Annotated in this window: 16 protein-coding genes; 5 read left to right on the forward strand and 11 right to left on the reverse strand. The window is 69.2% G+C overall.

The features are described 5' to 3' along the window. Nucleotides 1-435: 435 nt before the first annotated feature. From ACTWQN_RS12015 to ACTWQN_RS12030, 4 genes are all read right to left on the reverse strand, one after another. Nucleotides 436-3,489 carry a sensor domain-containing protein gene (locus ACTWQN_RS12015; RefSeq protein WP_443203480.1) on the reverse strand — a complete coding sequence of 1,018 codons (3,054 nt, stop codon included), beginning with the start codon at nucleotides 3,487-3,489 and terminating at the stop codon, nucleotides 436-438. Between the two features lie 67 nt (nucleotides 3,490-3,556). Further along, nucleotides 3,557-5,371 (reverse strand): choline/carnitine O-acyltransferase, encoded by a 1,815-nt coding sequence (locus tag ACTWQN_RS12020; RefSeq protein ID WP_443203481.1) that lies wholly within the window; start codon nucleotides 5,369-5,371, stop codon nucleotides 3,557-3,559. An 8-nt stretch (nucleotides 5,372-5,379) separates the two neighbouring features. Further along, on the reverse strand, nucleotides 5,380-6,180 hold the full coding sequence (locus ACTWQN_RS12025) for a class I SAM-dependent methyltransferase (protein WP_443203482.1): 801 nt from the start codon (nucleotides 6,178-6,180) through the stop codon (nucleotides 5,380-5,382). 30 nt (nucleotides 6,181-6,210) lie between these two features. Further along, a complete protein-coding gene (locus ACTWQN_RS12030; protein WP_443203483.1) occupies nucleotides 6,211-7,080 on the reverse strand; it encodes a HalD/BesD family halogenase in 870 nt (289 codons plus the stop codon). A gap of 293 nt (nucleotides 7,081-7,373) precedes the next feature. Here ACTWQN_RS12030 and ACTWQN_RS12035 point away from each other — a divergent pair, with 293 nt between their 5' ends. Further along, a complete protein-coding gene (locus ACTWQN_RS12035) occupies nucleotides 7,374-7,565 on the forward strand; it encodes a hypothetical protein (RefSeq protein WP_443203484.1) in 192 nt (63 codons plus the stop codon). A 323-nt stretch (nucleotides 7,566-7,888) separates the two neighbouring features. Here the strand turns inward: ACTWQN_RS12035 and ACTWQN_RS12040 are convergent, their stop codons facing one another. After that, a complete protein-coding gene (locus tag ACTWQN_RS12040; protein ID WP_443203485.1) occupies nucleotides 7,889-8,482 on the reverse strand; it encodes a TetR/AcrR family transcriptional regulator in 594 nt (197 codons plus the stop codon). Nucleotides 8,483-8,578: 96 nt separating this feature from the next. On the opposite strand from ACTWQN_RS12040, the gene ACTWQN_RS12045 reads away from it, so the two are divergent. Beyond that, on the forward strand, nucleotides 8,579-9,817 hold the full coding sequence (locus tag ACTWQN_RS12045; RefSeq protein WP_443203486.1) for a cytochrome P450 family protein: 1,239 nt from the start codon (nucleotides 8,579-8,581) through the stop codon (nucleotides 9,815-9,817). Nucleotides 9,818-9,846: 29 nt separating this feature from the next. Here the strand turns inward: ACTWQN_RS12045 and ACTWQN_RS12050 are convergent, their stop codons facing one another. The 4 genes from ACTWQN_RS12050 to ACTWQN_RS12065 all read right to left on the reverse strand — a co-directional run bounded on the left by ACTWQN_RS12050 (nucleotide 9,847) and on the right by ACTWQN_RS12065 (nucleotide 14,368). Further along, nucleotides 9,847-11,028 (reverse strand): macrolide family glycosyltransferase, encoded by a 1,182-nt coding sequence (locus tag ACTWQN_RS12050; protein WP_443203487.1) that lies wholly within the window; start codon nucleotides 11,026-11,028, stop codon nucleotides 9,847-9,849. 74 nt (nucleotides 11,029-11,102) lie between these two features. Then, on the reverse strand, nucleotides 11,103-11,723 hold the full coding sequence (locus ACTWQN_RS12055; protein ID WP_443203488.1) for a TetR/AcrR family transcriptional regulator: 621 nt from the start codon (nucleotides 11,721-11,723) through the stop codon (nucleotides 11,103-11,105). A gap of 159 nt (nucleotides 11,724-11,882) precedes the next feature. After that, a complete protein-coding gene (locus ACTWQN_RS12060; protein ID WP_443203489.1) occupies nucleotides 11,883-13,172 on the reverse strand; it encodes a flavin monoamine oxidase family protein in 1,290 nt (429 codons plus the stop codon). A 125-nt stretch (nucleotides 13,173-13,297) separates the two neighbouring features. Then, complete coding sequence (locus ACTWQN_RS12065; protein WP_443203490.1) at nucleotides 13,298-14,368, reverse strand: alpha/beta fold hydrolase; 1,071 nt, start codon at nucleotides 14,366-14,368, stop codon at nucleotides 13,298-13,300. Between the two features lie 122 nt (nucleotides 14,369-14,490). On the opposite strand from ACTWQN_RS12065, the gene ACTWQN_RS12070 reads away from it, so the two are divergent. After that, on the forward strand, nucleotides 14,491-15,384 hold the full coding sequence (locus ACTWQN_RS12070; RefSeq protein WP_443203491.1) for a LysR family transcriptional regulator: 894 nt from the start codon (nucleotides 14,491-14,493) through the stop codon (nucleotides 15,382-15,384). A 13-nt stretch (nucleotides 15,385-15,397) separates the two neighbouring features. Here the strand turns inward: ACTWQN_RS12070 and ACTWQN_RS12075 are convergent, their stop codons facing one another. Both ACTWQN_RS12075 and ACTWQN_RS12080 read right to left on the reverse strand, forming a co-directional pair. Then, complete coding sequence (locus tag ACTWQN_RS12075; protein WP_443203492.1) at nucleotides 15,398-16,729, reverse strand: MFS transporter; 1,332 nt, start codon at nucleotides 16,727-16,729, stop codon at nucleotides 15,398-15,400. 146 nt (nucleotides 16,730-16,875) lie between these two features. Further along, a complete protein-coding gene (locus tag ACTWQN_RS12080; protein ID WP_443203507.1) occupies nucleotides 16,876-16,956 on the reverse strand; it encodes a putative leader peptide in 81 nt (26 codons plus the stop codon). A 252-nt stretch (nucleotides 16,957-17,208) separates the two neighbouring features. Between ACTWQN_RS12080 and ACTWQN_RS12085 the strand changes: the two genes are divergently transcribed. Then, a complete protein-coding gene (locus ACTWQN_RS12085) occupies nucleotides 17,209-17,868 on the forward strand; it encodes a 3,4-dihydroxy-2-butanone-4-phosphate synthase (protein ID WP_443203493.1) in 660 nt (219 codons plus the stop codon). A 256-nt stretch (nucleotides 17,869-18,124) separates the two neighbouring features. Beyond that, nucleotides 18,125-19,297 (forward strand): LLM class flavin-dependent oxidoreductase, encoded by a 1,173-nt coding sequence (locus ACTWQN_RS12090; RefSeq protein ID WP_443203494.1) that lies wholly within the window; start codon nucleotides 18,125-18,127, stop codon nucleotides 19,295-19,297. Nucleotides 19,298-19,455: the final 158 nt, after the last annotated feature.

The following is a 19,455-nucleotide window of genomic DNA, read 5'->3' on the forward strand; positions in this document are numbered from 1 at the left end:
CCATGGGGAAGGGCTGCCGGTTTCGCGCGAAATCGCCCGTCCACGCGCCGACCGGTGGGCTGGCGCTCAGCCCGCCGACTCCAGTGCCGCGAGCTCCTCGGCTGCCGCCGCGACGGCTAGCGGATCTGCGCCTCGGTGTGCTCGGCGGTGACGAAGAACCGCAGCCGGGCGAGTTCCTCCTGAAGCTGATCGAAAAGCGACAACTGCATGAAAACTCCTGGAACTGGTCGTTACCAGCAACCATGCAGCCCGCCACCCCCAACCCACGATGGTGCCAACCCCCAAACCAGAGGTGCCCACCCCCAAACCCAAGGTAGGGCACCACCATCTCGCCACTCCCCACTGATCGAGTGGTGGGTGAAGGGCACCTTTGACCGGCATAGTCGGTCAAAGGTGCCCTTCACTCGTCATCCGAGCGGGGAACGGGTGGTGGGGTTAGTCGGTGTCTGGGGTGTTGGTCCGGATCGTGTCCGATAGTTGGTCGATCGGGACCGGTTTGCTGAAGTAGAAGCCCTGGGCCATGTCGCAGCCCAGGCGTCGGATGGTGTCGAGTTGCTCGGCGGTTTCCACACCTTCACCGACGACGTTCAGGTCGAGGGTGTGCGCCAGCGCGACGATGCTGGCGATGAGCGCCTCGGTGCCGCTGGAATCGCCCAGCCTGGCCGTGAAGGACCGGTCGATCTTGAGGGTGTTCAACGGCAGGTCGTGCAGCTGAGCGAGCGAGGAGAACCCGGTACCGAAGTCGTCGATGGCGAGCCTGACCCCCACCTGGCGCAGTCCACTGAGGATCTCCGTGGCGGCCGCCGGATCCTGCATCAGGGTGCTCTCGGTGATCTCCAGGCACAGCTCGGCAGGGGGGAGCGCGGCTTCGGACAGGATCGTCTGCACGGTGGCCAGCAGGTGCGGGTCTTCGAGCTGGCGTGCCGAGAGGTTCGCCTTGAGCTGCAACTGCAGGCCGTGGCGCTTGCGGTGCTCGGTGAGTTCCTCGATGCCCGTCCGCAGCGCGAACATGCCGATGTCGTTGATCAGGTCGCTCTCCTCGGCGACCGGGATGAACTCGGCGGGCGAGATCGTGCCGTAGCTGGGATGCGTCCAGCGCAGCAGCCCCTCGACCGCCTTGATCTGGTTGGTGCTCAGCTCGACGATCGGCTGGTAGGCCATCCAGAGCTGCTTCCGCGATATCGCCCGGCGCAGGTCCTGCTCCAGGTTCAGGTGCCGCTGCACCCGCTTGCGCAGCCGCACGTCGAAGACGGCGCAACGTCCCCGGCCGAGCTTCTTGGCCTCGTACATGGCGACATCGGCGTCCCGGAGCACATCGGCGGCGCTGCGGGTATCGCCGGGCGGGGCCAGCACGATGCCGATGCTGGCGTCGATGTGCAGCTGCCGGTCCTCGACGTGGATCGGATCGGTCAGGCAGCGGCGCAGGTGCTCGGCGAGCAGGCGGACCTTCCTGGTGTCGTTCTCATCGGGGGAGATGACCACGAACTCGTCGCCGCCGAGTCGGCCGACCAGTTCGTGATGCCGGGTCACGCGGCTGAGCCGTCCGCTGACCACGCGCAGCACGTCGTCGCCGACGCTGTGCCCGAGCGAGTCGTTGATGACCTTGAAGTGGTCCAGGTCGATGAACAGCACGCCGATGTCGCCGGTGCGGTGCCGGGTGCGCAGCTCCGCGTCGAGGCGTTGCAGGATCAGCGCGCGGTTGGCCAGGCCGGTGAGCGGGTCGTGCGTCGCGTCCCGTTCCAGGCGCTCCCGGATGGCGCGGGATTCGGTCACGTCGGTGAAGGAGAGCACGATCGGATGCGGCGGGGCGTCATCGGGGTTGAGGGTGCGCGAGGTCAACGACAGCCACACGCTGCGCCCGTCGCCGCGCCGGGTTCGGACCAGGCGTGCGTCCTGGGGTTTTCCGGTGCGCTGGCACCACGTCGACGGGTGGGTGTGCGGCGGCAGCAGCCCGCCCTCCTCGTCGAACAGCGGCCACGCCGCGGGCAGCGACCCGACCAGGTCGGCTTCGCGGGTGCCGAGGATCTGCAGCGCGGCCGGGTTGGCCGATTCGACCAGTCCCGTGGTGCCGATGACCACGACCCCCTCCACGAGGGCGTCGACGACGGTGGCGTGATGCCGCTGGGCGCGTCGCAGGGCCGTTTCGTCGGTGCACACCAGCACGAATCCGCTGTCCATCTGCGCGACCGACATGCCGATCGTCAGGGCTGCGCCGTCGGCCCGGCGGTGCGTGACCTCGGTGACGCACCCGGCGGCGGCCAGCGCGGCCGGGTCCAGCGACGCACCCACGACTTCGCCGACGGGCTGCCCGACGGCGTGCTCGGCGCGGCGGCCGTAGATCACCTCCGCGGCGGGGTTCCAGCTGGTCACGATCCCGCTTCTGGTCGTGGCGATGATGGCGTTGCTGACGTTCTCGACCAGCGCGGCCTGGTAGCGCAGCGCGGCCTCGGCCGCTCGGTGGGCGGTGATGTCGCGCATGATGACCTGGAACGCCGTCCGACCCTGCCAGGTGGTTCGCACCGCTATCGCCTCGACCAGCACCGAGCTCCCGTCGAAGCAGCGCAGCGCCGCTTGCGCCCGGTCGGCGGTGGCCCCCGGCGTCGACAGCGACTCCAGCTGCGCCTGCATGGTCGGCGCGGAGTTCTCGAACATGAAGTCGGCGACCGGTCGGCCGACGATCCGCGCGGTGGATTCTGCCCGCAACAAGCGCACGGTGGCGGGGTTCGCGTAAACCGCGACCCCCTCCTGCAGCACGTAGATCGCGTTCGGGCTGAGTTCCACGAGCTGCCGGTAGTGGTCGGCGAGTTCGGCCGCCTCCTGCTCGCGCTCCAACTCGTCGGTCACCTCGCTGGCGATCCCGACCAGTCCGCCGCCTCGCCGCTGGGCACGGAACCGGATGAGCCGAACCCGTCCATCCGGCGCCTCGCAGAGCTGATCCAGCTCGTCGATCTGGCAATCCGGGGCCACTCGGGCCCTCTCCAGCAGCGGAGCCACCAGTTCGGACAGTCGAGCGCGCACTTCGTCATCGGCAGCGCCGAGGATCCCCAGCAGGTCGTCCAGTCCCGGCCCCCAGGAGGCCTGGTCGTGGGTGAAGCTCATCGACCAGTGCACCGCGTCGGTCAGTGACCACGCGGCGTCCACCAGCTCGCGATCAGACGCCGCGAGCGCACCGGGATCGTAGGGCCAAACCATGGTCATCACGTTCCGCACAACTCGTGGTTTCTGACTACCCAGCAATGCCAGGTCGCACACGATGCCACAACCGGGATCGCGACGCGCAACGGTCGTCCGGTAGGTGGCGGGCTGGGGCAGCCGGTGCTGGCGGGACCCCAACCGCAACTCCTGCGATTCCGGCCTCACCAGGCGTGCATCGCTGCCCTCCTGCTGGGAATCCGGGCACGCCTGGGTGCTCAGCAGGGAGAGCTCCGCGGACAGCCGCCGCGGGCCCGGCGCCTGGTCGCTGATTTCGAGCTCGACCTGCGGGTCCACGGCCAGCGCGATGTCCTCGGCGATCCTGATCGAATCGTCGATGCAGCGCTGCGACGACGCTGCTCGTTCAGCCCGCGCTTGGTTCGGTGGCGAGGAGGTCCTGCAGTTCGCGCACTGCCTGCTTGAGGTTGTCGGCGAAGGCGAACATCTCCTCGGCCACCGGTTGCGGTGTGCTCAGGTAGAGGTTGAAGCGATCCGGCAGCAGCACGTAGGCGACGCCGATGCATTGGCTGCTGGTGGAGCCGAACCCGAAGTACTGGATGTTGGTCGACGGTGCCGAGCTGGTGCTCAGGTAGTCGTCGCGCATCTTGCGCCAGCCCGGTGTGTCGTACAGGTCGAGGGGCTCGGTAGCGCCCAGCTCCGCGCCGCGCCGCTGCTGGATCAGCTGGAGTTCCCAGAGGTGCTGCTCGGGTGCCTGTCCGGCTTGGCACTCCTTCGCCCGCGCCACGTGCTTTTCGGCGGCTGCGCGAAACGCGGCGCGCCGGGTCGCCGCGTCGGCGGCGGGGTCGGCCATGGCGTCGACGAACCGCAGCACCTCGGGCGTGACGACCCGCATGGCCTCGGTGCGCCCGTACCGGTACTGCCGGGTGGCGATCGATTCGTAGGTCGCGCCGATGCGGCCCTTGGTGCGCTGGTGGGCCAGCTGGTAGGCCATCTGCACGAACGCATCCGGCGACATGCCCAGCTGTTTGGCCCGGTTCGCGCCGAAGTCCGGGAACGACATGGTGCGCGTGGCGGTGTTGTCGGCGTAGTCCGCGAACGACTTCGCCGCGGCAGCCACATCGGCGCGCAGTTCGTCGTCGAGCACGAACTCGATGGCGTCAACGGCTGGCAAACCCCGGGATTCTCCGGCGGCTTTCGTTGTTTCGGCCAGCAACGCGTCGGTGAAGGCGAGGATCGTGGTGCCGTCCAGGCCGCAGTGCTCCACGTTGATACCGGCCGTGCCGTCTTCGAAGACGATCAGCGACACCGCCTTGTCGAACCACCGGTTGCCGCTGTCGCCGTGCAGCAGGTGGTCGCAGGCCTGCTGGGTGCTCTCGGGCGTGAAGTCCTCCAGGCACAGGCAGAACAGTGCGGACTCGATGGTGTCCAGCGCGCCCGCGTTGCCGGAGTCGCGGGCGAGCAGCGCCTTCCGGCTGGCTGCCCACTCCGCTCGCGCCTTGGTCGTGAGGTGCCCGACGGATGTCTCCGACGCGCGCACCGCGCCAGCCTGCATGATCGCGAGCAGGCCTGCCGCGAGGTCCTCGGACGGGTACGGCTGGTCATCCGGGCCGAGCACGTCCATGCGGAACAGGTTGCCGCGGAAGAAAACCGCGATGTGGCGGGCCGGGGACGGGCCGGGCCATTCCTCGGAGTAGGGCGCGCGAACGGTGTCCTGCACGGATCCAGGAATTCGGGTGGTGGAGAACAGGAATCTCTGCTGCTGCATCGAAAGCGGCTGGCCGCGTTGGAAGATCGGGGCGATGCGCTCGGCGTCCAGCAGTTGCTTGTAGTCGACCGCCGCGGCGATCAGGTCGGCCGCGCGTTCCACCTGCTGCCGCGCCGATTCCCGGAACAGGAAGAAGAAGTTCGCGTTGAGCGCGATCCGGTCGCGGCGGCCCAGGTACCGGTACGGCCAGAAGGTGTCGAGCCAGCTGTGCACGTCGGGATCGGCGTCGTAGCGCTCCAGCGCCGCGTGCAGCGTGCGAGCCGGGCTGTCAGGGTGCAGGAAGGCGGCCACCGCGGCTTCGGTCGTCGCCAGTTCGTCGGGGGTCAGCAGCGGTGCGCACCATTCGACGAACCGCTGGCAGCTGTCCTCCAGGGTCGGCAGCGGCACGCGGGGCAGCCGATCCTCGTTGCCGAAGGTGCGGGTGGACCACGTCTGGCTGCTGTTCAATTTCATCCTCGTCGTCATCGCGGCTGGGAAATGTGGAGCTGAGCGTAGAGCCAGCCGTCGGCTTCCAGACCTCGCGGATCCACTCCGGCGGTCGACAGCGTGTCGAGGACCAACGACTGCTCCTGCGCGGAGGCGAACCGGCGTTGTTTGAACACACCGGTGACGGGCACGGTCTCATATCCTAACTCGGCCAGCCGATGCGCTATCGGTTCGAACGGGAACATCCGCAGCACGAAATGCGCCATCCACGGCTTTTTGCTTGCACTGGCAATCTTCGTGATGGTGCGCTCTCCGACGTAGCCGATGCAGCCGGTCGAGATGACCAGGTCCGCGGCGGCGAACTGCTCGCGTTGCTGATCGGTCGGGTCGTGCTGTTCCAGGTCGGCGTGCACCGCGTCGTCGAGGAACCCGGCCGCGAGCGCATATGAAAGGGCCGGAGCCGAATTGTCGAGCCCGATGAACCGGACGTTCTTGAGCTGCCCGCGTGAACGGACCCAATTCCGGTCGCGGGTCAGCAGTTCTCGGCGGTTCGGTGCGCGGGCGTCGACGCCGCAGTAGCGCTCGTAGAGTTCATCGATGGTCGCGTCGCACCGCAGCAGGGCGGCATTGACGCCGTAGGAACAACCGACGTCGACAACGGTCGGCGCGCTGACCCCGCTCGCTTCCCGATATTCCTGGATGAACTTCAGGAAGTACGGCTTGGCCAGCTGCGGGATGCGGTAGTCGAGCTCGCGCAGGGTGCTGAAGTAGGCGCGCGGATCGCGCTGGGTGTAGATCTGGTCGAGTGCGATCTTGCCGGTCGCATCGAACTGCACGGATGGTGCTCCTCTCGGCATGACCTGCCGTCAATCCAGCAGCTGGTCGCCCCGCACCGCGCGCCCTTCGGCGGCGAGGTGTTCGGGCAGCACCCGGCCGAAGATCTGCTTGGTCCGCGCGACGCTGCCGATGACACCGGGGCGCTCGCTGTAGGCGAAGATCGCCGAGTGGCGATCCGTCTGGCCCCGCACGGTGGTGACCCGGTGCAGCGAGAAGCGCCCCTTGAACAGTTGGAGATCGCCGGGGCGCAGTGTCAGGCGCCGGAGAAGTCGCTCGCCGCGCCCGGCCAGCACCTCCCGGACGTCGGCGAAGTTCTCGGCCTGGGCGGACCTGATGTTCGGGCAGTACTCGAAGATCCCACCGGCTTCCGGCTGCTGGGTCAGCAGGCTCACCGCGAACTCGTTGGTGTCGAAATGCCACGGGTGGTCCATGCCGGGGCGCACCACGTTGAGGCAGAGCCCGGCCAGCGGATCGGCGAGCTCGTGGATCTCGGGCAGTTCGAAGCAACTGGCGACGAAGCGCTGGAAGACCGGGCTGGTGTAGAGCTGGTGGATGATGGACTGCCGGGGGATGTGATCGCGGGCCACGAACGCGTTGCCGCGGGTCATGGTGGTGCGTGCGGGATGGCCGTCCGGCAGCGGCGCATTCGTGTCGATGTTGTAGGCGTTGACCACTTCGACGTCGTAGTGCGCCAGCGGCGCGATCTCGACTCCCTCCAGCCGCAGGTCGTGCTGCCGGGAGGGGCGGATGAAGTCCGGCAGCACGCTGCAACCGATCTGCCGCAGATCCTGCCGGGCCTGCCGAACGGCATCCTCCCAAGCGCTGCTCGTCGGATCCGTCAGCGGGTATCGACCCGTGTCGACGACCTGCTCCGCCAACCCAGCTCCGCTTGCGCCCATGAAGTACCTCTCCACTAGCCGAACTCACCCCGGGTCCGGCGCCACCACAACCCCAACCGCACCCATCCGCCAAACCAACGACCGCCACCCCCACCGGTTATTGCCCAAATCGGCCCAACCCATTCGGTGTTCGGTGTTCGGTGTTCGGTACTGAGTGAAGGGCACCTTTGACCGAGTAAGCCGGGCAAAGGTGCCCTTCACTCCTCACTCGACCGTGCTCTGTCACCTGATTGTGCGCGGTGCGGCGGGAGGCGCGAGGATCAGGTGGCGAGCTGACGACGGAGGGAGCCGACATGGACGACGAGACCCGCAGGCGCCTGGTGGAGGTGCGGTCGTTGGCCGAGGAACTGCAGCCGGAGAAGATCGACGCCGAGATCGGCCGCGCCCGGGTCGAGGCGTACCAGGCGGGCATGCGCTTCGTCGCCGACTACATCGAACGAGGACCGCAGGACGGCGACGTGGGCATCCCGGTGCCGCGGCACTAGCCGTCGCGCGGTGGACCGAAATCCGCTGCGCCGCTTCAAAACCCGCCTTCGGCCTTGGTTTTGAAGCAGCGCCGCCGCGTGGCTCACCCGCGAAGCCTGCGCCGCCGCGAATTCGCGGGCGGCGCCTTGCGGGGACACCCCGCACCTGTGGGCATTGCGTCGTTCATTGTGGGACGCCCGCCGAGGTCATCGCGGGGACAGGCGCGACGTGGTGCACAGGGATGCGCGGAGTCGGGTTCGGCGGAATCGAGACGGCGACGGCAACTCCCCGCCAGGGGGCCCGATCCGCACCGCGAGGCAGAACGAGTTCAGCGACGGGCTTCTCAGGACGCGGGCCGGACCGCGGGCAGGATCACCTGGTCCACGATGTCCTCGATGTCCTGGGTGGACAGTTCCAGGCCGCGCACCAGGCAGGTGTGGATCACGATGGCGGGTCCGGTCTGGACGACGAACGGGGTGGCCGCACCGGCTCGGATTTCGCCCCGGGCCGCCGCCCGTTCGAAGACGGTTTGCAGGGCGCGTACTCGGGGCGCGACTATCCGCTCCCGGGCTGCGGCCTGCAGGTTCGGTGACTGGTTCATGCCACCGAGGATCGAGGTGACCGCTGGCCCGATCGGACCGGTGAGCGTGTCGGCGATCAACGTCAGGGCGGCGAGCAGCTCTTCGCGGACGTCGCCGGTCTCCGCGACCGTGGCGACGTCCGGCAGCTCGTGGTGCACCGCCGCGATGACCAGGTCCTCCAGCGAGTTCCACCGCCGGTACAGCGACGACTTCGCGGTGCGCGCGCGGGCCGCGACGCCCTCCATGGTCAGTCGTCCGTAGCCGACGGCGGCGAGCTCGGCCAGCACGGCGTCGTAGATCGCAGTCTCCAGAGCTTGGCCGCGCCGACGTTGACGGGTCTCCGGTGCGGAAGTCACGCGAGCATCATACGTCCCTTTTAAGAAACTATTGCGTATCTTATAGACCGGTAATAGCCTCAATTAGGCGACTATACGTCTCTATGAGGGGTCATGATGACCGACGTAGATCTGTGGAGTCCGGAGTTCCAGGCCAACCCGTACCCGGCGTACGCGGCATTGCGCGCGAATTCGCCGGTCCACCGGCTGGTCGGGCCGATGGGTTTCGAAGCCTGGCTGGTCACCCGCTACGAGGACGCGCGTGCCGCGCTCGCCGATCCGCGGCTGGTGCGGAACATGGCGCACGCCCCGAAGTGGATGCGGGAGCAGGGCGTGGTGAGCGACGAGGGCGAAGGTCCGTTGGGCACCAACATGCTCAGCACCGATCCGCCCGACCACACCAGGCTCCGCAAGCTCGTCGTCAAGGCGTTCACCCGGAGCCGCATCGAGCAGCTGCGGCCGCGCGTCCAGGAGATCACCGACGCGCTCGTCGACGACATGCCAGCGCAGGGGCAGGAAATCGACCTGCTCGCCGCGCTGGCCTTCCCGCTGCCGATCACGGTGATCTGCGAACTCCTCGGTGTGCCCAACGACGATCGCGCCGACTTCCGCTCCTGGGCCAGGGTGTTCGCCTCCGCTCCGCTCACCGAGCAAGGCGCTGTCCAACGCGAGCAGGCCCGGGTGTCGAGGGAGAACTACCTCACCGGCCTGATCGAGCGCACCCGAGCGCGGCTCGACCCGACCGTCGCGGTGGATGACCAGCCGAACCTGGTGAGCGCGTTGATCGTGGCCGCCGACGAGCACGACCGCCTGTCCGCGCGGGAACTGCTCGGCTCCATCCAGTTGCTGCTGCTGGCCGGCCACGAAACCACGGTCAACCTGATCGGCAACGGGATGCTCGCCCTGCTGACGAACCCCGACCAGCTGAAGCTGCTGCGCGAACAGCCCGAACTGCTGCCTTCGGCGGTCGAAGAGCTGCTGCGCTTCGACGGTCCGGTGGAACGGGCCACGCCTCGGTTCGCCATCGAGGACGTCGAGATCGGCGGCGTGACCATCCCGGCGGGCAGCGTCGTGTCCATCGTGCTGGGCTCGGCCGACCACGACTCCGCGCACATCGCCGACGGGAGCCGACTCGACATCACCCGCACCGACCGCGGGCACCTCGCCTTCGGCCACGGCATCCACTACTGCCTGGGCGCATCGCTGGCCCGGTTGGAAGGCCGGATCGCGATCGGCACCATGCTGGAGCGCTTCCCGAACATGGCCCTCGCCTGCCCGCCCGAAGAACTTCAGTGGCGACCCGGTGGTGCGGCCAACGTGTTCAGGGGCTTGGAAACCCTGCCACTGCGTCTCTAGCTGTTCGGGTCTCTAGCTGTTCAGGGCCGCTAGCTGTTCAGGTGGGCTTCGATGGCGTCGGCGGCGGCGACCGCGCCGTCGACGCCCCGCAGCTTCTCGCTCATCTCCGCGATGTTGGCCCGGATCCGCTGGTCGTCGTGCACCTCGTCGACGGCCTGGCGAAGCACCTCCGCCGAGAGGTCGTCGCCGTCCAGCCGCCGTCCCAGACCCAGCTGCTCGACCTGGCGCGCGTTGGCCTCCTGCTCGGGCTGCTGCGGCACGGCCACGATCGGCACGCCGGAGTACAGCGATTCCAAGGTGGAGTTCATGCCGGTGTGCGAGAGGAACAGGTCGGCTTCCTGGAGCACGGCGGGTTGCGGGAAGTAGGTGCGGATCTCGAAGTTGTCCGGGATCGGGCCGAGATCGGCCGGGTCGACCTGCTCGCCGACGGCCATCGCCACCTGCCACCGGCCGTCCTCGAAGGCCCGCAGGCAGTTCCGGAAGAACTCCGGCCGGTTGTTGAAGGCGGTGCCGAGCGAGATGAACAGCAGTGGCCTGGCGCCGTCGGGTCGCTGCCAGCTGGTGTCGACCACCCGGGAGCCCAGCGATGGGCCGACGAAGCGGAACCGGTCGTCGAAGGTGTCACCGGCGAACTGGAACTCCCGGGGGATGAACACGATGTTCAGCGATGCGGGCGCGCCCTCCAGCGGATTGCCCGGCTTGACGCCCAGCTCCGCGGCGAGTTGATCGCAGATCTCCCGCAACCGCTGGAAGAGCTGCACGTATTCCGCGGGAAATTCCTGGTTCGAGTTCGACATCAGCTGGCCGCGCAGCGAGAACCGCTCGTTGCTGGCGTAGGTGGGATGCAGTGCGATGTCGGGCAGGCCCAGGCGCTCGGCGACGAACCGGCCCGCCATCGTCATCGCGTCGTAGCACAGCGCGTCCGGGCGGTCCCCGGCCAACTGCTGTTCGAGGACGGCGACACCCTCGCGGGCCGTGGTCACGAAGCCCTCCAACACCTTCGCCATTTCGGCCGGGTCGAGGCCCGGCGGACGGTTGGGCATTTCACCGGGCATGGGCAGCAGCTTCGCGCCGGTGGATTCGACGGCGTCGCGGAACTTCTCGCTCGTGGCGTAGGAGATGCGGTGGCCGCGCCGCACCAGCTCCTGCACCAGCGGCAGCGTCGGGTTGACGTGCCCGTAGCCGGGAATGCTGACGAATGTGATGTGCACGGGAGTTCCAAACTTCTCGATCTGCGGTGGACGATTGCGGTGGGCGGCGGGCGCCCCGAGGTGAGCGCGCCGGATCAGGTCTCGGCCAGGGCGCCGTGCAGCAGCACGTCGACGCGCTTGCGGATGCCCTCCTGGTGGTCTGCGCCGGGTTTCTCGTCGAAGCGCACCCCCACCACCAGCGCGAGCAGCAGCTGGGCGAAGTCCTCGACGGGGATTCGCAGTCGCGGTTCGTCCGGGGCGAGAGCGTCGGTGATCGCTCCGGAGAGGTTCCGCATGAACTCCGCCCTGACGTCGGACGGGTTGCGGCCGTGGTGGGCTCGGTGCCGTTGGAGGTCGTAGCCGGAGGTGACCAGGGTCTGCATCAGGTTGCCGAGCTGCGTGAAGTGGTCGAGGAACAGCGCCCCGATCTCGCCCAGCCGGTCGGTGAGATCCCCGTCGCGGGGCACCTGCCGGATCGCCGCGCACACCTGGTCGGTCCGGAAGGCCTCCGCGACGCACGCGCGCAGCAGCTCGTCCTTGTCCTTGAAGGCGCGGAAGACCGTGCCTTCGGCGATCCCGGCAGCCTGCGCGATCTGCCGGGTGGTGATGTTCGCGCCGTGCTCGGCCAGCAGTGGCAGAACGGCCCGCACGATCGCCGACCGCCGTTGGTCGGGACTCATCGCCGGTGCCCGGCGCCGGGAGGGCGCTTCGCTCACGCCGTCGAGTCTATGAGTGAGCGCTCACTCATGCAATGCTCACCCATGAAATGTGCAGGCGCTCACACGGGCCAAGCCGGTTGGCTCGGTCCGATGCGGCGAACGCGGTGATTTCGGGCGGAATCGCCTGACGCACCAGCACGCGACTGCGGTCGTTGGTCACGAGCCGCGCAGCGCGGCGTGCACCTCCCGGGCGGAGCGGAGCCCGGTTTCCACCGCGCCGTCGATGAATCCCGCCCAACCGTCCGCGATGTCGGAGCCAGCGAAGTGCACCGGGCCGTGCGGGCGTCGCAGGGCCGCCAGGTACTTGGTGAGCTGGCCTGGGCGCTGCATCGGCCAGGTCTCCCGGGAGAACTCGTCGGTCATCCAGTTGTGCCCGGTGACGTCGACGACCTCCAGATCGTCCCGCCACGCGCGCAGCGCGCGTGCGACGCCCGCCTTGTCGGTGGGGTCGTGGGCGCGGGTGCCGAAGGCGACCAGGATCGTGTCGCCGTCCACTGTGTACTCCGGTCGGACGAAGGTCAGGTCGTGGTCGTCCGGCGCGTAGCCGGTGAACGCGGGGATTTCGCCGCGCACCCGGATCCAGGTCTTGAGGCCCTGCGATGCGGTGCGCTCGGCGCTGGCGGCCAACTTGGCGGACGGAAGTGCGGGCTGGAAGTCGATGCTGTCGAGCACGTTGAGCGGCAGGGTGCAGATCACCCGCTTCGCGGCGAGGCGGGTGCCGTCGGCGGTGGTGACCGTCGTGCCGGTGTCGGTTCGGGCGATGCCGGTGACGACCGTGCCGAGGCGGATGTCGGCGGTGCCGTCGGTCGCGATCGCGCCCGCCAAAGCGGCGGTGCCCGCGGTGAGCCGGTAGCCGGAGGTGGCCTCGTGCAGCAGCCGCCAGTTCCCGGAAGCCGCCGCGCACCACCGCATGGCTTGGCTGAGACCGGAAACCGCGGCCGGGCCGTTGAAGTGCTCCGCCCACACGCCGATGCTCACCTCGCGCTCGGCGGCGGTGAGTTCGAGCCCGTTGAAGTAGTCGGTGACGGACTGGTGATCGATCCGGTCGAGATCCGCTCGGCGCAGCGGCTCGTAGGGGCGCTCGAACCAGATCCGGCTGTCCTCGGCGAGCCGGTCCATGCCGCGTTCGATCAGGGCGTCGAACTCTTCGGGGCTGCTGCGGTGCACCGTGCCGTCGGCGATCCACAGGACGGTCGTCGAACTCGGGCTCGGCTCGATTTCCTGCCCGTACCGGGTGATCTCGCTCCAGGTGTGCGGTTGCAGCCAGTGCACCCAGGTGCCGCCCATCTCCAGGCGTCGGCCCAGCCGTTCGTCGGTCCAGGTTCGACCACCGATGCGGTCGCGGGCTTCGAGCACCGCCACCGACCAGCCGCGCAGCGACAGCTCGCGCGCGGCGGTCAGCCCGGCGAATCCAGCGCCGACGATGACGACGTCGTAGGAGTCCATGCACGCCCCCGGTTTTCGCGTTGTCCGTTGCGCGTTCCGGTTGGGATGATCGCAGCCCTTCGATCCGCCGGTCGAGGGTTGAACCCCGCATCAGCCCGGAAGTGCGTCGGGGGAACCGGCCGCCGTCAGCGGCTGGCCAGGAACTCGCGGACCTCGGTGAGGAATTGGGCGCGGCCGCGTTCGGCTCGGTCGAGGTGGACGTAGTGCGTGGCGTCGGCGAGCTGGACGTTGCGGACCGCGCGGGCGTGCACCAGGTGCGAGGCCAGCAGTTCGGAGTCCGCCGGGCGGCTCCAGAAGTCATTTTCGCTGCGCAGGATCAGGGTGGACGCGGTGATCAGGCTGGCGTCCCAGAGTTGGCGGCCGGTGGTGAGGTAGAAGCTGTCCTCCATGGCGCCCGACGGCGCGCGGAAACTGGCCGGGGTGCGGGTGTCGCTGGTGGGGTCGGAGGCCAGCGCGGCGGTCTGGTAGGCGTCCAACACGGCCGGGTCGCGCCACGCGGCCTTGTCCTCGACGGGGATGCTGCTGTCCCAGGACGGCAGCAGGCTGTCGGCGGTGTTGAACCGGTAGGCGCCGAATCGGGCCGCGTTGAACCGACCGGGGTGGTCGGGGTCTTCGGAGTCGCTGCCGCGGCCCATTGTCGGGTGCCCGTCGGACGGTCCGTACAGGGTGTTGTACAGCACGAGGTGGCTCACCCGATCCGGGTTCGCGGCGGCGTACTGCCCGAGCCAGTGGCCGCCGGTCGCCCAGCCGAGCAGCGCGATCTTGCCGTCGTCGGAGTGCTGCGCGATGCGGTCGACGACGGCGGCGACATCGCGGACCACGGCATCGGAGCGGACGGCCGGTGGACCCGCGTCCGGGGGGAGTGCGAGGGCCTGCGGCCGGGTGGAACCGCCGTAGCCGCGGGCGTCCACGATGAAGACCGGATGCCCGGCGAGCGCGAGGTCAGCGGCCAGCGACCCACCCGCGACGGGTAGGTCGAAGCTGGCGATGCCGGGCACCCGGGCGCCGTGCAGCAGCAGGACGGGACGCTTCGGCGGCTGGCCCGCAGCGCTGCGGACCTCGCGCACCGCGATGTGCACTCCTGGGTCGCTGCGCACGCTGAAGTCGCGGCGCACCAAGCTCTCTTCGGCGCTGCCCGTGCCGGGCATCAGCGCCGCGACGATCGCGACGGCCACGGACGCGATTCTGCGCAGCATGGAGTCCCTCCTCGGTACCAAGTCGAACTCCCTCGATGTTCGCCGCAAAACGGCCCATCGATATGTGGCATAGGCGAATTCATGCCTTTCGATATGCTGTGGATATCGAAAGGGGGTAGGTCGTGGAGCTCAGGCATTTGCGGTACTTCGTGGCGGTGGCCGAGCAACTGCACTTCGGTCGCGCCGCGCAGCAGTTGGGCATCAAGCAGCCGCCGCTGAGCCAGCAGATCCGCGCCCTGGAAGACGATCTGGGTGTGGCGCTGCTCGACCGCAGCAGCCGTCGGGTGCGCCTGACCCCGGCCGGCGCGACGCTGCTGCCCGCCGCCCGGCAGATACTGACGGCGGCTCAGTCGGCCCGCCAGGTCACCCGCAACGCCGGGCGCGGCGAAACCGGCGAACTGGTCGTCGGCTTCGTGGGATCCGCGACGTTGACGCTGCTTCCGCTCGCGCTGCGCCGGTTCCGGGACCGCTACCCGAGGGTGGTGCTGACCCTGCGCGAGATGACCACCGCCGAGCAGGTCCGGGCGCTGCGCGACGGGATCCTGGACGTTGGCCTGCTGCGTCCGCCGCTGCCGCTGGGGGACACCGAGACCATCGACGTCGAGTCGGTGGGAAGCGAACGGCTGCTGGTCGCACTGCCCACCGACCACCCGCTGGCCGCCGAGCGCAGCATCGCCGCGCAGCGGCTCGCCGCCGAACCCTTCGTGCTGTTCCCGCGCGAACTCGGGGCCGGGTTGCACGATCAGATCCTCAGCTACTGCAACGAAGTCGGGTTCACCCCGACCATCGCGCAGGAAGCCGTGCAGATGCAGACGATCGTGGCGCTCGTCGCGGGTGGACTGGGCATCTCGATGGTGCCGTCATCGGTCGCGCGGCAGCGTCGTCCTGACGTGGTGTACCGCCAGCTGCGTCCGGCGACCCGGATCGTGCACCTCGGCGCGGCGCACCGGCCCGACAACCTCAACCCGGCCGCCCGCAACTTCCGCACCATCATCCAGGAACTCGTCACCCCGTGACGCCGTCCAGCTGTCAGTGCCGGGTGCCGAAGTACAGGTCGCGGGGCCGCAGGGCCAGCGTCGCCGCAGTGCCGATGGCTCCGGTGAGGACCAGGTACGCACACGCCCACCACGGCGAACCGCCGCTGGCCGCCAGCAGGGCGGTGATGATCAGCGGGGTGAGGCCCGAGGCGTAGATCCCGGAGAACTGGTACACGAACGACATCCCGGTGTACCGGAGCCGGACCGGTGCCAGTTGCGCGTACAGGGTGCCCTGGGGTGCGTAGAGGACCGCGTGGATGACGCCCAGCACCAGCACGATCACCAGGCCGATCAACAGCGGATCGCGGGTTTGGAACGCCAGGAACGCCGGATAGACCGACAGCGCGAACAGCGCCGCGCCCAGCGCGTAGGCGCGGCGCGGCGTCCACCGGTCGGCGAATTGGCCGAACACCGGCAGCAGCACGGCCAAGGTGATCGCGGCCACCATGACGGCCACCAGGACATCGGTGCGCGGCAGCCGCAGCGTGTCGGTCGCGTAGGACAGGAAGAACACCGCCCAGGTGTTGAAGGCCGCGCCCTCCGCCCAGCGGGAGAGCAGGCCGAGCAGCGTGTTGCGGCGGGCGGTGCGATCGCGGAAGAGATCCAGGAACGGTGCGCTGGAGGTGTCCCGCGCCGCGCGCACCTGTTCGAACGCCGGGGTTTCGGCGACCCGCAGCCGGATCACCAGCCCGACGAAGACCAGCACGATGCTCAGCCCGAACGCGATCCGCCAGCCGTAGCTGAGGAACTGGTCCTCGTCGAGGACGAGACCGAGCAGCGCGAACAACCCGGTGCCCAGGCCGAGTCCGAGCGCGAGCCCGACCTGCGGCCACGCCCCGTACTTGGCCTGCTTGCCCGGCGGCGCGTACTCCACGGCCATCAGCACCGCACCCGCCCACTCGCCGCCGATCGCCAGGCCCTGCACCACGCGCAGCAGCACCAGCAGCACGGGCGCGAACAGGCCGATCTCGGCGTAGGTCGGCAGCACACCCATCGCGGCGGTGGCCACCCCCATCAGCAGCATCGTGGTCACCAGGGTCCGCTTGCGGCCGATGCGGTCGCCGATGTGCCCGAAGAGGATGCCGCCGAGCGGGCGCGCGACGAAGCCGACGAAGAAGGTCGCGAACGCCAGCATGGTCGACACGGTGGGGTTCTGGGTGGGGAAGAACAGCTTGTTGAACACCAGGCTGGCGGCCGTGCTGTACAGGAAGAAGTCGTACCACTCGACGGTGGTGCCCACCAGGCTGGACGCGATCACCGTGCGGATCTGCCGCAACGGCACCGGCCGCGATGCGGGAGGGTCGACGTGCAGACCCGCGGTCATTCCTGCCTCCTGGGAATCGGCCGCCGCTGGTCGCCGGGCGAATGGTCGTGCCGGGCGCGAAATCCGATCGGCGCGCGTCATCAGCGCCGGATTTTCGACCTCGTCGTCCGAACCGGATCAGCAGCGGTGTTGAAGAGCTGGAGCGATCAGGAAAGCGGACACGCCGCCGAAGTCACCCGCAGCAGATCCACGTGGTGACGATTGGTCAGCAGCACCGGTCGGAGCACGCGTTGACGCTATGGAGGCGTTCGGCGCGGTGTCAAGCACGGCCACGCACATCACGTCCGCCAGGAGTGCGGTTTCCAGTTGTTGGGACGGCGACCTACATCGTTGACGTTGGTCGGCCGAGGTGGCAATCCTTGATGGGACCGGATGCGCCGCACCGCGCGGTGCCACGGCCGGTCTGATGTAGACGGTGGCTCCCGCCCGATTCGCGCGGGTCATTGCTGGGCGAGCGCCCGGTTTTCGAAGGGGACGAGTTGATCGATCAACGGGACAGCGCGGCAGTCCTGGATGCCGGTCGTCCGGGCGGGATCGGACTGATCGACCTGGCCGCGGAGGAGATCGCGGCGGGGCGGGCGGCGATCGTGTACGGCTTCGCGCACGGCGACGGCGGTATCGTGTTCGCGGCTTCCCGAGCGAGCACCGAGCTGACAGCTTTCACCGTCCGCCATTCGTCCGGTTTCCTGTGCGTCGCGCTGCCCGGGCAGCGCTGCGACGCGCTCGCGCTGCCGCCGGTTTTCCCCCGCGCGGGGGAGGATCCTGGTGCGACGGTGTGCGTCGCGGTGGACGCCAGCGTGGGCGTGAGCACCGGCATTTCCGCGTCGGATCGGGCCAGGACCGCCCGCGCGCTCGCGGCCGAGGATGCCGTGCCCGCCGACTTCACGCGCCCCGGGCACGTCGTGCCGGTGGCCGTCGGCGACGGCGGAGTGCTCGACCACCCGGGGCTCGCCGAGGCAGCCGCCGACCTGGTCGGCTTCGCCGGTGGACCGCCGGTCGCGGTGTTCGCCCACCTGGTCAGCCCGACGGACGCGACCAGGATGGCCACCGACGACGAACTGCGCCGATTCGCCGCCGCGCAGCACATCGCGTCCGTCGGGGTGGCGGAGATCGCAGCCGCGCGCCGTTCCGCCAGGTGAGACGGCCACAGGGCCGGTTGACACCCCTGGTGGGCTCTGCTGCGATTGATCCGTGCTGGTTGCGGCGTTGTTCACCAAGCGTCGCCACGTGGATTTCCAACGCGTGGCGTCGCAAGCGTGTCGTCCCTGATCCGACAGCACCGCCAACTGCCCCGGCAAGCGGTGCGGCGCCGGGCCATATCTGTCCATATTGGACTCTTCGGTCGTCCCGACGAGCTGGCCCCGCCGCCGGTCCCGCCTTCCCCTGGAGAAACAGATGTCTTTGACGTTCCACTGGTTTCTGCCGACCTACGGCGACAGCCGGTACCTCGTCGGCGGTGGCCACGGTGTGGCGACCACCAACACGGCGGCCGGATCCCGCCCGGCGACGCTGGCCTACCTCGGCCAGATCGCCCGCAGCGCGGAACAGCTCGGCTTCGAGGGTGCGCTGACACCGACCGGGGCGTGGTGCGAGGACGCGTGGCTATCGACGGCGATGCTGGCGGAGGTCACCGAGCGGCTGAAGTTCCTGGTCGCCTTCCGGCCCGGCCTGTTGTCGCCGACGCTGGGCGCCCAGATGGCGGCGACGTTCCAGCGGCACTCCGGGCAGCGCCTGCTGCTCAACGTGGTGACCGGGGGCGAGAGCAGCGAGCAGCGCGCCTACGGCGACTTCCTCGACAAGGAGGCCCGCTACGCGCGCTGCGACGAGTTCCTGCACGTCGTGCGGGCGTTGTGGCGCGGGGAGCGGGTCGATTTCGACGGCGCGCACATCCGGGTCGAAGGCGCGGAGTTGGCCCGCACCCCGGATCCGGTGCCGACGCTGTACTTCGGCGGCTCGTCACCGGCCGCCGGTACCGTCGCCGCCAACCACGCCGACGTGTACCTGACCTGGGGTGAACCACCGAGCAAGGTCGCCGAGAAGGTCAAGTGGATCCGCGCGCTGGCCGCCGAGCAGGGGCGCACGCCGCGCTTCGGGATCCGGTTGCACGTCATCAGCCGCGACACCAGCGAACAGGCATGGGCGGAGGCGCGGCGACTGCTGGACGCCCTCGACCCGGCGACCATTTCGCGGGTGCAGGAGGGCTTGGCGCGCAGCGAGTCCGAGGGGCAGCGGCGGATGCTGGACCTGCACGGCGGCTCGACGGCGGACCTGGAGATCTACCCGAACCTGTGGGCCGGTGTCGGCCTGGTGCGCGGTGGCGCCGGTACCGCGCTGGTCGGCAGCCACGCCGAGGTGGCCGAGCGGATCGAGGAGTACCACGCGCTCGGCATCGACGAGTTCGTGCTCTCCGGGCACCCGCACCTGGAGGAGGCGTACTGGTTCGGCGAAGGTGTGCTGCCGATCCTGGCCCGCAAGGGGCTGTGGCGGCACCCGGCCGGTGCGGTGGAGTCGAGCCCGGCGAGCATCCCGTTCGCCGGGGTGTCGCGCGAGCCCGCAGCCACGTCCTGACCGCATTCCAACGGCCGTGAGTGCTCAACCGTGCTGGCCCCAACCACACTTTGTTGCACCACAAGATGAAGAGGAACGGGGTGAGGGGCACCCTTCACCAACTTACTTGGTAAAGGGTGCCCCTCACCCCTCACCTGAATGTGGTCGTTTGTGGGTAA

This window comes from Saccharopolyspora antiqui (genome assembly GCF_052246905.1).
GTDB lineage: Bacteria > Actinomycetota > Actinomycetes > Mycobacteriales > Pseudonocardiaceae > Saccharopolyspora.

Bases quoted from the DNA above. Each gene is read 5' to 3' on its own strand.
- ACTWQN_RS12020 (WP_443203481.1), bottom strand. From the start codon at position 5,371: ATGAAATTGAACAGCAGCCAGACGTGGTCCACCCGCACCTTCGGCAAC.
- ACTWQN_RS12030 (WP_443203483.1), bottom strand. From the start codon at position 7,080: ATGGGCGCAAGCGGAGCTGGGTTGGCGGAGCAGGTCGTCGACACGGGT.
- ACTWQN_RS12035 (WP_443203484.1), top strand. From the start codon at position 7,374: ATGGACGACGAGACCCGCAGGCGCCTGGTGGAGGTGCGGTCGTTGGCC.
- ACTWQN_RS12045 (WP_443203486.1), top strand. From the start codon at position 8,579: ATGACCGACGTAGATCTGTGGAGTCCGGAGTTCCAGGCCAACCCGTAC.
- ACTWQN_RS12060 (WP_443203489.1), bottom strand. From the start codon at position 13,172: ATGGACTCCTACGACGTCGTCATCGTCGGCGCTGGATTCGCCGGGCTG.
- ACTWQN_RS12065 (WP_443203490.1), bottom strand. From the start codon at position 14,368: ATGCTGCGCAGAATCGCGTCCGTGGCCGTCGCGATCGTCGCGGCGCTG.
- ACTWQN_RS12075 (WP_443203492.1), bottom strand. From the start codon at position 16,729: ATGACCGCGGGTCTGCACGTCGACCCTCCCGCATCGCGGCCGGTGCCG.
- ACTWQN_RS12090 (WP_443203494.1), top strand. From the start codon at position 18,125: ATGTCTTTGACGTTCCACTGGTTTCTGCCGACCTACGGCGACAGCCGG.